A 13,331-nucleotide genomic window follows, 5' to 3' on the forward strand; every position below is an offset into this window, starting at 1 on the left:
CAGCCGTTCGGGGTACGGGCCGTACTCGCCTATCGGCAGGTACGGCTCGATGAACTCCCATTGCTTGTCGGTGAGTTGCCTACGTGTCACACCCAACGTCCTACCAGGTCCTGCCCCGCAAGGGATCAAAACGCGAAATTGATCACGACCTCACACAGGCCCTAACAGAACCAGGCTGACCGGCCGGCGGAGGTCTCGGACGACGAGTGGACGCATCGGCGCGACGACTGGAACTCTCTGCTCGACGCTGAAGACCCTGAGACCGCTGGCACCTTCGGGCACCTGCCCGGCTGGCAGCTCTCGGACAGCATCGAGGGCGTCTTCGACACGGTGCTGCTCCTACAGGGACACCGTCATCGATCTGAACGCGCACCGCACTATCGAGCACCGCATGCGCCGGGCACTGAACCGGGCATTGACCCTCGACCTGGATCTCGATCCGGTCGACGGCATCAACAGAGACCCGTAACCAGTGCATCGAGCGTGCGATCTCGCAGTACCTCGACACCGCCGAGAGCAAGGCCATGCGGCGGCCCGCGCCACTGCCGGGTGCTCGGGAACTCAACGTCATGATCAGCGAGTTGCCGCCGGTCTACAAGCCTCCGGCCGAAGCCGTTGCCCGGATCGGCGAGCTGTATCGCGAGCAGGTGCTGGCTGGTGACTGATCTGGATCGACGCAGTCGATCCGGGAGTAGATCTGCAGAGGCATCGGCATTCCCCTCGCCCACGGGCGTGATTGCGCCGCATCCTTTCGAGGCTTTCGAGGCGTTCGACGGCACGCGGCAGCTTTCACCCGAACGACGGCGGGTGACGGTGGATCGCCGAGGCCCCGAGGCCGTCACGTACGACACCAGCGAGGAGGCGAGCGCCGCCGCCGGCGCCTTCCTCGCGACCAACACCACCACGGACGGAGTCACCGCGTGAGCACCCAGACCACCACCCCGGCCGCCGACGCGTTCGCCAAGGCGCTCGCCGAGCTGGCCGACGGATACCCGACCGACCCGGAGGGCACCGCGCCCGTGACCGTCACGGTCACCGACCCGGCCACCGGCGCGCAGCACCAGGTCCCGATCGAGCCCGGCCAGCTCGACTGGGTGACCGCCCTGGTGCGGGGCGAGCTGGACACCTTCCGCGCCGCCCATTCCGACGGCACCGGCTACTGCGGGCACTGCCGGGGCACTGGCCTCGCGGGCGGGACCGGCGGCTCCGCCCTGCTCGCCGAGCTGCCCGCCGACGACGGGAGCCGCCGGTGAACCCTCACCAACCGGCTGCTCAACACGGTGGTTCAGGAGCTGCACGGCCGTGGTGAGTCTGAGCGCCGCCGACGCCTGACGGTCGAGCAGCGCACCGAGCAGGCCCTGGCGCTCCTGGGGTGCAGGACACCGACCTGGCCGTCCGGCTGCGCGCCGTACTCAAAAGGGACCAGCCGTGACTGCGAACCACCACGCCTCCGCCCATCGCTCGTACTTCAGGCCCACAGAGCACGCGAAAGCTGAGGTATCAGCTGATAGCTCACACCTGGACGTCCCCTAATCCACATCGCGAGAAGAGAGGTCACCATGGCTGAGTCCACGACCACCGTGAAGCACGACGTCACCGTCAAGTTCGGCTGCGTTGAGCTGACCGGGTCGCTCGTGCACGACGACGAGCACGGCGTGCTGGAGCTCGAAGACGCCGAGGGTCCTGAACCCATCTCGATCAGCCTGCAGGGCTACGGTCTCACGCCCGAGCGGGGGAACGTGTTCATCAAGGACTGGTCCGAGCACTCGGGCCTGACGGCTCGCCTGGAGCGGGCAGGTCTGGTGAAGCCCGTGCACGAACTCACCGTCGGACCCTTTGGTTCGACGGCCTACGAAGTGCAAGTGACGCTGTAAGTCTCGGGATCCTCATCGCCGTCTGGCTGGTCCTCTCTGGTTCACCTGGCAGTCGTCCACCGAGGTCAGATCGTCGATCTCGAACACTCCTACCGGCTCGCCTGCAAGGACGGCGACACCGCACGAGCGGACCAACCGGAGGCCGAGTTGCGGGACATCCGGGCATCACGCCGGAGGGCTGGTCGGGGGAGTGGTCGGTAACCCAGCGAAGAGCGCAAGTCTGATCCGCAAAGCCGATTCGGGACTCGGAATGACAAGCATTCGATCAGCACTGCTGATTCGGAAGAAGCATTGAAAGAGAACATCATCTGATCAGCGAAGCTGATCCGGATGGTGGCATGGCAGACAACTGAACAGCTCAACAACCCACCCGACTGCGCGCGGACGCCTACGTCGATTCGGGCGCTGCGCTGTGTTCAAGGAGAATCCACCATGTCGAACCCGAACAGCACCGCATCCGTCGTCGGCCGCTTGGCGAACGACCCGAAGGTCTTCGAGAACAAGGACGGCTCCAAGAAGGTCATGCTCACCGCCTTCGTCGACCGCGGCTACACCGACCGTCTGGGCAACCGTATCTCTGACGCGCTGCCCTTCGAGGCCTTCGTCCGTGCCGAGACGCAGGGCATCGGGCCGTTCGCCCACGTGCACAAGGGTGACCTGGTAGGCCTCAGCTACGAGCCCCGCCTGAACCGCTACACCAAGAACGGTGCCGAGGTCTTCGAGGTCAAGCTCGAGATCCAGAACATCTCCTTCCTGGAGTCCCGTGCTACCACCCAGGCCCGTCTGGCCGAGCGCGTCACCAAGGCCGAGGCCCAGAACCAGAACCTGCAGGCCCAGGCTCCCGCTCCGGTCGCCGCTGCTGCGCCCGTCGCCGTCGCGCACGCCAGCGCCGTGGATGAGCAGCTGCCGTTCGGCTGAGCCAAGCCACCACACTCCACCTGGTGGTGGAGTCCTCACCGTCCAGATGAAGGAGCAATTCGTGAGCAAGCAGTCCCGCGTCCGCATCAACCTCGGCAGCAAGACCAAGACCGCTGGCACTCCCACGTCCCGCGTCCGCATCAACCTCGGCGAGACCTCGAAGGCGGCGGAGAAGCCGGCCTCCCGAGTTCGTATCAACCTCGGTGGCAAGAAGAGCTGAACACCCGGAATGGAAGGGGCCCTGCTTTCAGCGCCCCTTTCGCCATTTTCCGTCACTCGCCGTAGCTATGACACGGCTTCTGAATACCGAGAACCGATTACAGCGATCCATGCCCCCAATAGAAGAAGAAGGCCTGGCCGACCAGGAGCTGTGCAAGGGCTACCTGAGTCGCGGGGCCAGCGCATTCGGCTCTGGCCGCCAGGCGGAGCAGTCAGTCACCTTCGAGGAATTCCGGGCAGCCGCACGGCGGTTGGCCCAATAGGCCCGCCACAGACTTCTGCACGGAGCGGTTCGAATCCGCAGTGCGCCGGGTGATCCTCGGCGTACGCCAGTGGGCACACCGTGCAGACCGACCGCGGAACAGGTTCGATTCCTGAGCGCCGCATCTGATCCCTGCGGCGCGTCCCTGGAGATCTCCGCGGCTCCGGCTTCCTCAGCACCCCGTGCGCGCTCTGCCTTCGGGCAGCAGCTGCGCCGGGGTGCTGTGTTTTTTCTTTTTCGTGGCTCGCCTTGTTCGTCCCGTGAAGGCAGTGAGCACAAGGATCAGCGGAGCTGATCCGGATCTGGCGTTGAAGGACATCCTCGTCGCGTCAGGAGCCGAGCCATGAACTGCCCGAACTGCGCCAGCGACATGGAGTCGAACGCTCACGGCGTCCGCGCCAGCAAGAAGGTCAAGAAGGTCACGCACACGTGCTCCGAGTGTGGTTACAGCGAGACGCGCTGACCAGCGGCTTCTTCGCCTTGCCCACTCGCGTCCACTGCGATCTCGAAGGAGACCACGCCGATGAATGCGCTTCAGACCATGCCCGGCTTGCCCATCATTCTCATCGTCTTCGCTGCCGCCCTCGCAACGATGGGACTCGCCTTCCTCCTGCCGGACCTGATCGGACGGAAGCCGAGGGCCATGGGCTACGGCAGCAAGACCGAGCAGTGCGTCCGGACCGCCGTCGGGACCTACGTGTTCCTCGTCGAGCCCAGCGGCTACCTCGAGTACGCGTTCGGCGCGGTCCCCGGCAGCATCGGCATCGTCGTCCGGCATTCCCGGAACGGCATCGACGACATCGGGGTGTTCGTCCACTGGCTGACGAAGCCGGACGACCTCGTGCACCAGGACCTCGCCACCTTGGAGGCCGCACGCATCTACGGCGTGCACTGTGAGCTCGACGAGCTCGCCTTCTTCGAACCCATGCCGGCGGTCCGGGCCCAGCACAAGCCACTCACCAAGGAGCACTGACCACCATGAGCTTCCTCAGCCGCATCGGCTTCATCGAGACCGCAGAGCAGGAGCAGGCCCGGCTGGCCCAGGCCCCCGAAGGCTCGATCAACCACTACCTGTCCACCCTGCCCGTGACCATCGAAGAGTGGCCCAAGGACCTGGTCGTCGAGCTGCCCTGGGAGCCGCCGCGCGCGAGCCAGTCCTACCGCGTCGTCGTGGTGCCGATCGAGTTCCGCAAGGACACTCTGCCCGACGGTGTCGAGGAAGAGCCCGTGCCACGTAAGCGCCACTCCGGTTCCTGGACGTGCGCCGTGGTGTTCTCCGAGCACCCGAGCTATTCGGTCGGCGGCTACCGCATCGTCGTCCCGGCCGCCGAGCTGGCCCGCGGCCGGAGGATCGACCTCGCCGGGGTACCGGCCCAGGCCTGACCCCACGAGCGCAACGCATCCGCACCATCAACCCCCGCAGGGATCACGCCGTGCGGGGGCTCCTCATACTCGCCCCCCACTCGACTGAAGCAGAAAGCAGACGCCATGTCCCGCACCAGAACCTCTCCCGTGCTCCTCGTCCATGTGGCCCTGCGCTCTGTTCCCTGACCCCACGCCCCTCAACACCACCCAGCAGAAGGCAAGTTCCGCTATGTCCACCGCGGCCCGCAGGCGAGACGCCGCCGTCCGCCAGCCGCAGCCCATCGAGCGGACACCCACATGGCCCCGCTCAAGCCGCACCAACACGTGGACTGAGCGCGGTCTTGCGGCCGCTGCCTCTCCGGCTCATCGAAATTCGCCAGAACTCCGTGCGATGCCGTGCTCCCCATAGCTTCCGGGTGTCGGCCCGCCCCGAGCCGCCCAGCCCCTTCACAGAGACGAGTCGCAGACATGACGATCAACGAACCGTTTCAGCCGCTGACTGCAGAGCAGCGAAGCCACATAACCGCGCGCTGCCGCAAGTTCATTTCCCTGAAGGCGAACCTGGAAGGGGTGCCGAACAAGCAGTACGTGGAAATCTTCGACAACCTGGCCAGGGCCGTCCTCGGCGCCCTCGCCCAGGGTGTGGCCGACCTCGGCGGCGGCAACCCCTTCGCCGTCACGGCCTTCATCGACGCTACTGACGAGCGACTCTCCGCGACGGTTGAGAGCGACGGTTCCCGTCTTTACGACGACACGGCCCCTGCCCTCGTCGGCCAGGTGATCTTTGCTTCGCGGGCGGCGTATCACACGGCGGGGGTCGTGGCTCGTACCACGGAGCCTGACGGCAGCACTGTCGTTCAGGCGTGGAAGCTCGTGGACGGACACCCGCTGCCCCTCCCAGCGTCGATAGCTGCCCAGATGTGCGCAGACGATGTGAGGACCGGCAAGCCCCAGGAGCCGCAGCGGGACATCCGCTACACCGACGCCTTCGACATTGCGCCGCTGTTCCTGCGCCTTCCTTGATCCGACGACCCTCCGCCCGGCACACCGGGCGGAGGGCGACCCGGCGTCGATCGCTCGGCGCCACCTCCGCGCCTGCCCCATCTGAACGGGAAGAGGAACCCGATATGGCATCACGCCACAGTGCTGGCGTCAGGCCGATCGGACGCCGACGCCACGCGTTGCGAGCACGAGGTGAAGACCTCCGGCCGGCCCCGCGACCCCGAGTCCGGTTGCACCGGCCGCACCCAGTTCCAGATCGTGTGCAGTGAGCACGGCACCGTCGGAAAGCCGCACTCCCTGAAGCTGTTCGCCGGCCCGGCGGCCGCCGCGCACCGCCAGGAGCACCGCGCCGCCCTCGCCATCTGCTGCCCCCGCACCGATCCGCCCCGCACCGCCCCCACAGCCTGACGCCCGCTTTCACGGCCCGGGACGCCCTACGCATCCCGGGCCCCCGCATGGGAGGACACGTAGATGACCACCTTCATGGACCGCTTCGCCGACCGCGTCACCGAGGTCACCACCGAACTCGCCACCCTGGACATCCCGCTCACCGTCCCGGCCGGCCCCTTCACCACCGATGAGTACGGCTGGATCGACTTCACCCCGGAGATCGACCGCTCCGGCCTCGCCTGGTGTACCGCCGTCCGGATGCTCGCCGACCACCACCACACCCCTCTCTCCCGGCAGATCCTCAATGCCGACGCACTCCTGCGTGAGCTGGGAGTCCCCGGACTCGCCACCCTGCACCGCGACCTGGTCGGCGCCCCCATCGACTACCGATTCACGCCCTGCCCCTACTGCGACGGCATGGGCGAAGACCCCACACTCCCCACCTGCGAACAACTCGGCTGCCGCATCCCGGCGAGCATCGCCGACCACCCCCACGGCTGCCTCGTCTGCCGGGGCGAGACCTACGAGCCCGAGTACTACGCGGAGCGGCAGATGGACGAGGCAGAGCAGCTGTGGGCCGAAGCGCTCGCGGCCAAGACACCGCCCCGCCGCTCGTGGCGCACTCTGCTGCACCGCCGCTGAAGAACCACCCCAGCCCGGCCCTGGGCGGCTGCCGACTGGGCGGACCGTCAGGCATGGCTTGCCGCCGACCACTTCCGCGACACACTCGCCAACGGAAACCGGGCAATGCGGGTGATGATCTGTCGCTACGCAGCCGAGCTGCATGCCGCGAACACCGCACCGGCGCCATCTCCTGAACTCTTCTGGTGGTACCGGCTCGGCTCCACCTGGGACCTGATCCCTGCATATCGCACCGCGCGCGGCCTGACCGGCCAGGGCGCCTGACACCCCAACCTCCTTACGGCGCCTTGCACTGGGCTGGGCGTCCATGGCAACGGAACCCGAACCAACCCGAGGAGAGAACCCCGCATGTCCACGTTCACCGCACGCCCCAGCCTCACCAAGACCCGCCCCGCGTACGACAGTCACACCGGCGCCATGCTCCGTGACGCGCTCGAAGCACTCGGGATCGTGCACCATGTCGACAAGCCGTGGCGCGGCCTGCCTATTCAGTACCTGGTGTGCAGCGTGCCGGAGCGTGCGCGGGTGTGGATTCACTGTGTGGCCGACCCGTCCGCCCGCACCCCGGAGGGGCGCCGGTTCGCCGATCACTACGACCTGCCCAAGGTCGCACTGTGGGCTGTGGCCGCCGTGGTCACCGACGACGAGTCAACCCGGTTCGTGTTCAACAGGTTTGGCGACGAGCACAAGCCCAAGGCGAGCGCGGGCATGCAGGCTGGGCAGTGTGCTGCCGCCGTGGCCGACCACTTCGGGCTGACGGTGCCGGAGCCGAAGTACACCTGTCTGCACTGCGCGCGCGTTATCGAGTGGATCGAGGCCGACGGGCAGGGCGCTTGGTACGACTCGTCCAACTGGATCGGGTGCGTGGACGGCGAGAGCCTGCACGCCCCGGAGCCGCTGTGTGGCTGGTGCGAGGACTATGGGCTGATCGAGTTCTTCGACGTCTCCACCGACGCCCTGAAGGGGCACACCACGTGCGACAACGCGCCGTGTGTCGCCCGGCGCATCATGCGCAGCAATCAGGCCGAGCGCGAGCGCCAGCCCGCGCAGGCGCAGGCCGCCGCGCACGAGTGCACCGGCCCCCTGTGCTGCCCCCCGTTCTAACCCTCATGGCGCCCCCGCCCCTGCGACGAGTGCGGGCGGGTCGGCCGTTCTCTGTCAAGTTCAGCGTTTTGAGCAAGAGCTGACAGTCCTGACCCACCCACAACTTATGGAGAACCTCATGCATGGACCCACCGTTACCGCCTTCCCGGAGACCGCCGCCCTGTACGCCGTCCTCAACAAGGACACCGAGGAGGCCGAACGCATCGTCTCCGGAATGCTGCCGAACGAGCGCGCCGAGTTCGGCCGGCAACTGGACCAGCTCCGGAGCATGCTGGCTGACCGATTCGGCAACGACCGAGGTGGCAGTTCCAACATCGACGATGTGCTGAGCGGGCTGTTCACGACGCCTCGCACCTGATCGGTACCTCCGATCCGAACCAGGAGTACCAGTGACGACCGAACTCGACTACAAGCTGTGGTTCTACCCGCGCGGAGGTGAGCGCGAGAACGACCGCGAGACACACGGGAGCTTCGGCACTCTCGCCGAAGCCATGGCCGCCAGCGACCTCCCCAGCAGCCCCAGCAGCGATTGCTGGGATCCGTTCACCACCGACACATGGCAGCTCGATGCCCCGGTCATCGAGGCCGCTGGGCGCCAACACTCGTGGTGGTCCATCGACCGCAAGCCCGATCAGTCCCTGTCGGACTCATTACTGAAGGAACCGAGCGCCATGACCGGCCCTGAGGCCCGTGAGGTCACGATCACCGAGCGGCTGGAGCGGATGCGTGCGGGCCAACTCGCCGCCCTGCCGACCGTCGCGGAAATCCGGATGGCGTACCCGCTCGCCGGTGGGGGCGCCACGCTGCGGCTCATGACCGCCGAGGGCAGCACGGCGGAACGCCACATGATCCCGCTCACGGAGCGCGGCCCAGCCGGTCGGGAGAACGACCCAGCCGGGATCTACCTGGACGCCATCACCGACGGGGCGAACACGGAAGGGCTGAAGATCGCCGCCGGGTGGCACCTGATGCGGCTCGGCTTCAACTACGCGCGCGGCGCGGCCTGGGCGCCGTACACCGGCAGCGCGAGCAGCGAGGCGCAGTGGAAGGAGTGGGCGCCGATGCTGCATGAGGGGCACCGGTGGCCGCACACGGTACGCGTCGCCATCACGGCGTTGGCCGAACACCTCGCCTACATAGACCGCGCGTACGGTCCCGCGCCGGAACTGCCGGACCTTCCGGACGATGTGAGCGCGCACCCGTCCGGCCCTCGTTCCTGGCAGATCAGCTACGCCAACCGCCGGTTCTGGCAGCTCTCCTACCGGCCCCAGATGGGCGGCGACGTGTGGACCCTGTACGCCGACCCGGCCCGTACCAAGTCCCTCGCCAGGGCCGCAAACCCCGGTGAACTCCTCGCCACCATCCCCGCCCGTGACGCCGAAGCGCAGGCCCGCGCGACGGCTCGCAAGGGCTACTGAGACAAGGGCTGCTGAGACGAGATCCGACACGATGACAGTAACGATCACCGCGGCACGCGGCCGGTTGGTCCGGCGCCACACGGCCAGCATGCGGCGCGCGGTCAGCGTCGTCCGCTTCACCCGCGCCACCCAGTACAGCGGGGGGCCGAGGCCCCATCGCCGCCTAAGGCGTGTGTGGGCTGCCGCTGGGCTTGCACACACCGACGGCGCCCCTCCAGCTCCACCCCTCCAACGCAATTCATCTGCGAGAGAGAGAAGAGGACTCAGTGTCCGCATCATCCCAGAGCCGCGAACCGGGGATCTCCCCCGCGCGAGAGGCCTTGTACCGCGCTCTCGTTGGCGCCTGCTACTCGGACGCCGAGGCAACCCAGCTGATCGACAAGTTCGAGATGGAGGTCCTCGATGACGAGGACGCCGCTCGCGGACTGACGTCCCGCTTCAACCGAGGAGGCACCCGGTGATCGCCTTCCCCTCTACCGCCGTCCCGGTGCCGGACCGGATTGCCCAGATGATCGGCGCGCAGATGCCGATCCACGTGCTTCAGGCGGAGATCGACGCCGAGGTCGAGAAGGCCGAGGCGCTCCGCTTCCGCCCGCTGGTCTCCGCCGAGGACCATGCGGACCGTGAGGACGCCCTCGCCCGCCTGGCGTGGCGCAACAGGATCCTCGCCGCCTACAACCCGGGCCTGATCGTGAAGGCCGGTGGTCAGCGATGAGCGCCGAGGACAAGCTGACCGACTTCATTGTCGACCTGCTGCACAAGGCGGGCGTGCTCAACAGCCTGATGGACGACGAGCAGGCGTCGCCGATACACGACGAGGTCGACAGCCTCATAGGCGCCAACCGCGCCGAGATCCTGACCAAGGCGCTGACCGCGTCGGAGCGCACGTTCCTGGCGTTCGCGCTGGAGCTGGCGGCCGATGCCATGGCCTCGCGCGGTGACGAGTTCACCGCCGAGGACGACGCCGCGCTGGCTTCCCTCCGCCGCCTCGCCGCCTCCTACTCGTCCCCCGCTGCCGGGGACAAGCAGCCGGAGCCGCAGACGCGGCAGTGCGGCCACGACGACTACCACACCGGTCACGCCTGGGCCGACCAGCCGCACATCTGGTGCCCCGGCCACACCTTCGAGGCGGGTGAGCGGTGATGGCCACGATCGGTATCCCGCCGCGTAGCTCCGGCGACTGGGACGTGCCCGCCGCGCAGTTGGCTGCGGACCTGAAAGCCCAGGCGCTGCGCCTCGGTGAACTCGCCGAGCAGCGCCACCAGTACCTCGGCCTCGACCCGACAGCGCGTTCACCGTCCCCGGCAGCTGCTGCCTCTTCCCCGCCCGCCACAACCAGACCAGAGGCGCACGATGAGCGACCCTTCGAAGATCGCCGAACACTTCAAGAGCGACGTCCCGAACCACACCATCACCGCGCAGCGGGAGGACGACACGTTCCGATACCTCCGGTTCGCCGCCCCGAAGACCAGCATGACCGTCATCGAGCTCGTCACCTGGCCTCACAACCTGGTGATCGCGGGAAGTCACGGTTCGTTCCACTTCGCGCATTACGCCTCGGACCGTGAGGACATCTTCGACGCGTTCCGTGGTCGCATCAGCCCGGACCACTGGGCGCGGATGTTGGTCAACGGCCGCGATTCCGTTGCTGAGTACGACCGAAGCCTCCTCGAAGCCCGGATCAGGGAGTACACGCGGGATGCCATCCGCGACGGATGGGCCCCGCGCGGCGTCGGCAAGGCAGTCACGGAGGAGGTACTCCAGAGCGGATACCTCGACGACGAGGGCAGCGCCCTTCGACTGGTGGACGAGTTCGAGTTCGGCGTGACGACCCGGGAGGAGTGCTCCTGCGGCGCCACCGACGACGACGCCAGCCAGCGCGACCGCGGCGTCATGTGGGTCATTCGTCACCAGAGGGAGTACGGCAATACGCACAAGGTCAGGACGCGTCGGCTCGAAGGATTCGACTTCATCGACGTATACGAGTGGAACATCCGCTCCCTCGATTACCACTATGTCTGGCAGTGCCACGCGATCACCTGGGGCATCGGCCAGTACGACGCCGCCCGCGAGGCGGTGGCGGCATGAGCGGGACCGCCAGCTGGCCGAAGGCGCCGTTCGAGGGGTGGTAGCCCGATCCCTGGAGGGGCCGCCACTTGCGCGATCGTTTCCTCGACCGGTTCCTGGCCGAAGACGCGCCAGGCAAGAGAGCGGCGGATGAACCCGCCGATTTGGTGGAAGTCGGTGAAGTCGCCGAGCAAGTAGGCGAACGCGGCCCTGGCCAAGCTCCCCACCTGACACGTCATGCGGCCCGGGGACATGTACACCGGGGCCGGTCCCAACTCCCCAGAAGGCAGCCGGTCAGCCGCGACCGGCAATGGCGAGGGGGGGCAAGACATGGGCCACGCTCCGGCTGCGCGTCGAGAAGACCACCGCGATCTGCACCCGCCCGGCCACGGTCCCGGGGGTGCTCGCGGACTTGGCGCTAGAACCGCAGTCCGGCGCGCTCCCGCAAACCCGGGGCACACGGACGCACATGTTCCTGCAGGAGAACGGCACGCCTGCCGACGGCGGCTGAGCAGACCGAGGCGCGGCAGGTGCTCGCTGACCACATGCGCGGCTGGTGGTATCAGTCGGCAGCGGCAACTCGGACCGGAGTGCGATCCCGAACCCCGCACCGGACACAGCCAGTTCGACAACGACCAGGACCCGATCCCCGGACTGTAGGAGAGGAGCACCGCTGTGTACGAGACCTGGGTCCGGCTGACCGACATCACCGGTCGACACCGCCTTCAAGGCGACCAGGACGCCGCGCGCTGTGCCGAATGCGGCGTCACCGTCTGGCAGCGTCAGACCCCCCATCACGAGCCCGGTCCCCGGGAGTGGCTGGAATGGCTGGCCCCCGACGGACGCGACTGGACGTCCTTCCCAGAAGGCGACACACGGGTGAGCTACCCGGACGGCAGTGCCCCCTCCTGCCCTCCGCAAGAAGTCGAAGCCCTGTGCCCGTGGGAGGACAACGCGCGCCGCTACGGCCACGTGTGGGGTGACGTGCAGATGGAGACCGCTCTGCGGACGTGGTGCGGGCGGCATCAGATGGCGGTGGCCGACTGTCCCGAGCCAGGCCCGTACTGCCCGGGAGCTCTGGCGCACGAGGACGGTGAGGAAGGTCGGCCCGGTCCGTGCACCGGACGGCAGGACTCGTGCCGGTGCATGTGCCCGGCCTGCTGCGGCGACACCCCGGGCGTGTGGGGTTACGACGGCGAATACTGACGCGCCCGGGGGATACCGGCCCAGCGCACCGGCGGATTCCGTCGTAGTGGAACTTCGAGGCCGCGAGTGATGCGGCGGGCATGGTCGCACTGCACCTTGACCCCCTCGTGCGCCTGTACGCGGGCAGCCTCGCGCCGGGGGGGGCGATCACTGCCCCGACCATGGCGAGCGGCGACCAGGTCGGCAACAACGTCGATGAGACCCCTGCTGAGCCCCCGATGTGGATGTCTCCCGCCGGCCTCCGGGTCATGGACGACCTGCGGCATCGACATCGACGGCTTCAACGGCGTCCTTGTTCGCTTGACCATCCCGCCACTGTGGCTCGACCTGCTCGCTGACCCTGCTTCACCGTTCCTCGTCCAGATCGCCGGCGAGTTAGACGACCAGTACCCCGACACCGCCACCTGGCAGTTCTGGAACGGCGAGCAGTGGCGGGCGCTCGACCTCCCGGACATACCGAGCTGAACACCCTGACGAACGTGGCCCACGCATTCCGTTCGGCTCAACAGCGCCCTGATGTACGACGGCGTCGCCGTGAACCTCACGCATGAGCCAGTCGTCGGCATCGGCTCCGCCGCCAGCGGACCGGCGAGGCCGCCTGTGTGCCACACCCGGCATTCCTGGGTCTCCCGACCCTAAGAGCAGGCGACGATAGATGTCGTGGTCGTAGCCGCGGTCGGCCAGCAGGGCGTCTGGCCGTCGGCGCGGTCTGCCGCGGCAGCCCGCGACGGCCGGGATCTTGTCGAGCAGGGGCAGCAGCTGGGTGACGTCGTTGCGGTTTCCGCCGGTCAGCGACACCGCGAGCGGGATGCCCTGCCCGTCGACGATGAGATGGTGCTTGCTGCCCGGCCGCGCTCGGTCGAC

20 protein-coding genes and 1 pseudogene are annotated in these 13,331 nt (G+C 67.8%); 20 read left to right on the forward strand and 1 reads right to left on the reverse strand.

The genetic code is table 11. From position 1 onward, the window contains the following. Positions 1–657: 657 nt before the first annotated feature. The 20 genes from ACWDZ7_RS41640 to ACWDZ7_RS41735 all read left to right on the forward strand — a co-directional run bounded on the left by ACWDZ7_RS41640 (position 658) and on the right by ACWDZ7_RS41735 (position 12,932). Entirely contained in the window at positions 658–924 is a 267-nt protein-coding gene (locus tag ACWDZ7_RS41640) for a hypothetical protein (protein ID WP_451803989.1), read from the forward strand. Beyond that, positions 921–1,253 (forward strand): hypothetical protein, encoded by a 333-nt coding sequence (locus ACWDZ7_RS41645; protein ID WP_451803991.1) that lies wholly within the window; start codon positions 921–923, stop codon positions 1,251–1,253. The genes ACWDZ7_RS41640 and ACWDZ7_RS41645 overlap by 4 nt, the downstream gene beginning before the upstream one ends. Positions 1,254–1,559: 306 nt before the next feature. Then, on the forward strand, positions 1,560–1,874 hold the full coding sequence (locus ACWDZ7_RS41650) for a hypothetical protein (RefSeq protein ID WP_451803993.1): 315 nt from the start codon (positions 1,560–1,562) through the stop codon (positions 1,872–1,874). A 432-nt stretch (positions 1,875–2,306) separates the two neighbouring features. Beyond that, complete coding sequence (locus ACWDZ7_RS41655) at positions 2,307–2,792, forward strand: single-stranded DNA-binding protein (RefSeq protein ID WP_451803995.1); 486 nt, start codon at positions 2,307–2,309, stop codon at positions 2,790–2,792. Positions 2,793–2,853: 61 nt separating this feature from the next. Beyond that, complete coding sequence (locus ACWDZ7_RS41660; RefSeq protein WP_451803997.1) at positions 2,854–3,012, forward strand: hypothetical protein; 159 nt, start codon at positions 2,854–2,856, stop codon at positions 3,010–3,012. 811 nt (positions 3,013–3,823) lie between these two features. After that, positions 3,824–4,246: a hypothetical protein gene (locus tag ACWDZ7_RS41665; protein WP_451803999.1), complete on the forward strand. Its 423-nt coding sequence runs from the start codon at positions 3,824–3,826 to the stop codon at positions 4,244–4,246. A gap of 5 nt (positions 4,247–4,251) precedes the next feature. After that, complete coding sequence (locus tag ACWDZ7_RS41670) at positions 4,252–4,656, forward strand: hypothetical protein (RefSeq protein ID WP_451804001.1); 405 nt, start codon at positions 4,252–4,254, stop codon at positions 4,654–4,656. A 450-nt stretch (positions 4,657–5,106) separates the two neighbouring features. Beyond that, positions 5,107–5,661 carry a hypothetical protein gene (locus ACWDZ7_RS41675; RefSeq protein WP_451804003.1) on the forward strand — a complete coding sequence of 185 codons (555 nt, stop codon included), beginning with the start codon at positions 5,107–5,109 and terminating at the stop codon, positions 5,659–5,661. Between the two features lie 171 nt (positions 5,662–5,832). Next, positions 5,833–6,048, forward strand: a complete 216-nt coding sequence (locus tag ACWDZ7_RS41680) for a hypothetical protein (protein ID WP_451804005.1) — start codon at positions 5,833–5,835, stop codon at positions 6,046–6,048. Positions 6,049–6,111: 63 nt separating this feature from the next. Then, positions 6,112–6,672 carry a hypothetical protein gene (locus ACWDZ7_RS41685; protein WP_451804007.1) on the forward strand — a complete coding sequence of 187 codons (561 nt, stop codon included), beginning with the start codon at positions 6,112–6,114 and terminating at the stop codon, positions 6,670–6,672. A 105-nt stretch (positions 6,673–6,777) separates the two neighbouring features. Further along, positions 6,778–6,936 (forward strand): hypothetical protein, encoded by a 159-nt coding sequence (locus ACWDZ7_RS41690; protein ID WP_451804009.1) that lies wholly within the window; start codon positions 6,778–6,780, stop codon positions 6,934–6,936. Between the two features lie 84 nt (positions 6,937–7,020). Beyond that, positions 7,021–7,776 carry a hypothetical protein gene (locus ACWDZ7_RS41695; protein ID WP_451804011.1) on the forward strand — a complete coding sequence of 252 codons (756 nt, stop codon included), beginning with the start codon at positions 7,021–7,023 and terminating at the stop codon, positions 7,774–7,776. Between the two features lie 118 nt (positions 7,777–7,894). Further along, positions 7,895–8,134 carry a hypothetical protein gene (locus tag ACWDZ7_RS41700; protein WP_451804013.1) on the forward strand — a complete coding sequence of 80 codons (240 nt, stop codon included), beginning with the start codon at positions 7,895–7,897 and terminating at the stop codon, positions 8,132–8,134. 31 nt (positions 8,135–8,165) lie between these two features. Continuing rightward, entirely contained in the window at positions 8,166–9,194 is a 1,029-nt protein-coding gene (locus ACWDZ7_RS41705) for a hypothetical protein (protein ID WP_451804015.1), read from the forward strand. A gap of 266 nt (positions 9,195–9,460) precedes the next feature. Beyond that, positions 9,461–9,655 carry a hypothetical protein gene (locus tag ACWDZ7_RS41710; protein WP_451804017.1) on the forward strand — a complete coding sequence of 65 codons (195 nt, stop codon included), beginning with the start codon at positions 9,461–9,463 and terminating at the stop codon, positions 9,653–9,655. Then, a complete protein-coding gene (locus tag ACWDZ7_RS41715) occupies positions 9,652–9,909 on the forward strand; it encodes a hypothetical protein (RefSeq protein WP_451804019.1) in 258 nt (85 codons plus the stop codon). Before ACWDZ7_RS41710 ends, ACWDZ7_RS41715 begins: the two co-directional genes overlap by 4 nt. Further along, positions 9,906–10,337: a hypothetical protein gene (locus tag ACWDZ7_RS41720; RefSeq protein ID WP_451804021.1), complete on the forward strand. Its 432-nt coding sequence runs from the start codon at positions 9,906–9,908 to the stop codon at positions 10,335–10,337. Before ACWDZ7_RS41715 ends, ACWDZ7_RS41720 begins: the two co-directional genes overlap by 4 nt. Positions 10,338–10,547: 210 nt before the next feature. After that, positions 10,548–11,282 (forward strand): hypothetical protein, encoded by a 735-nt coding sequence (locus ACWDZ7_RS41725; RefSeq protein ID WP_451804023.1) that lies wholly within the window; start codon positions 10,548–10,550, stop codon positions 11,280–11,282. 654 nt (positions 11,283–11,936) lie between these two features. Further along, complete coding sequence (locus ACWDZ7_RS41730; protein WP_451804025.1) at positions 11,937–12,467, forward strand: hypothetical protein; 531 nt, start codon at positions 11,937–11,939, stop codon at positions 12,465–12,467. Between the two features lie 300 nt (positions 12,468–12,767). Then, the gene (locus ACWDZ7_RS41735; RefSeq protein ID WP_451804027.1) at positions 12,768–12,932 is read left to right on the forward strand and encodes a hypothetical protein; all 165 of its coding nucleotides are present in this window, start codon (positions 12,768–12,770) and stop codon (positions 12,930–12,932) included. 105 nt (positions 12,933–13,037) lie between these two features. Here ACWDZ7_RS41735 and ACWDZ7_RS41740 read toward each other — a convergent pair. Beyond that, positions 13,038–13,331 (reverse strand): annotated as a pseudogene (locus ACWDZ7_RS41740) (transposase); the annotation flags it as partial.

This window comes from Streptomyces sp. NPDC003032, assembly GCF_053591415.1.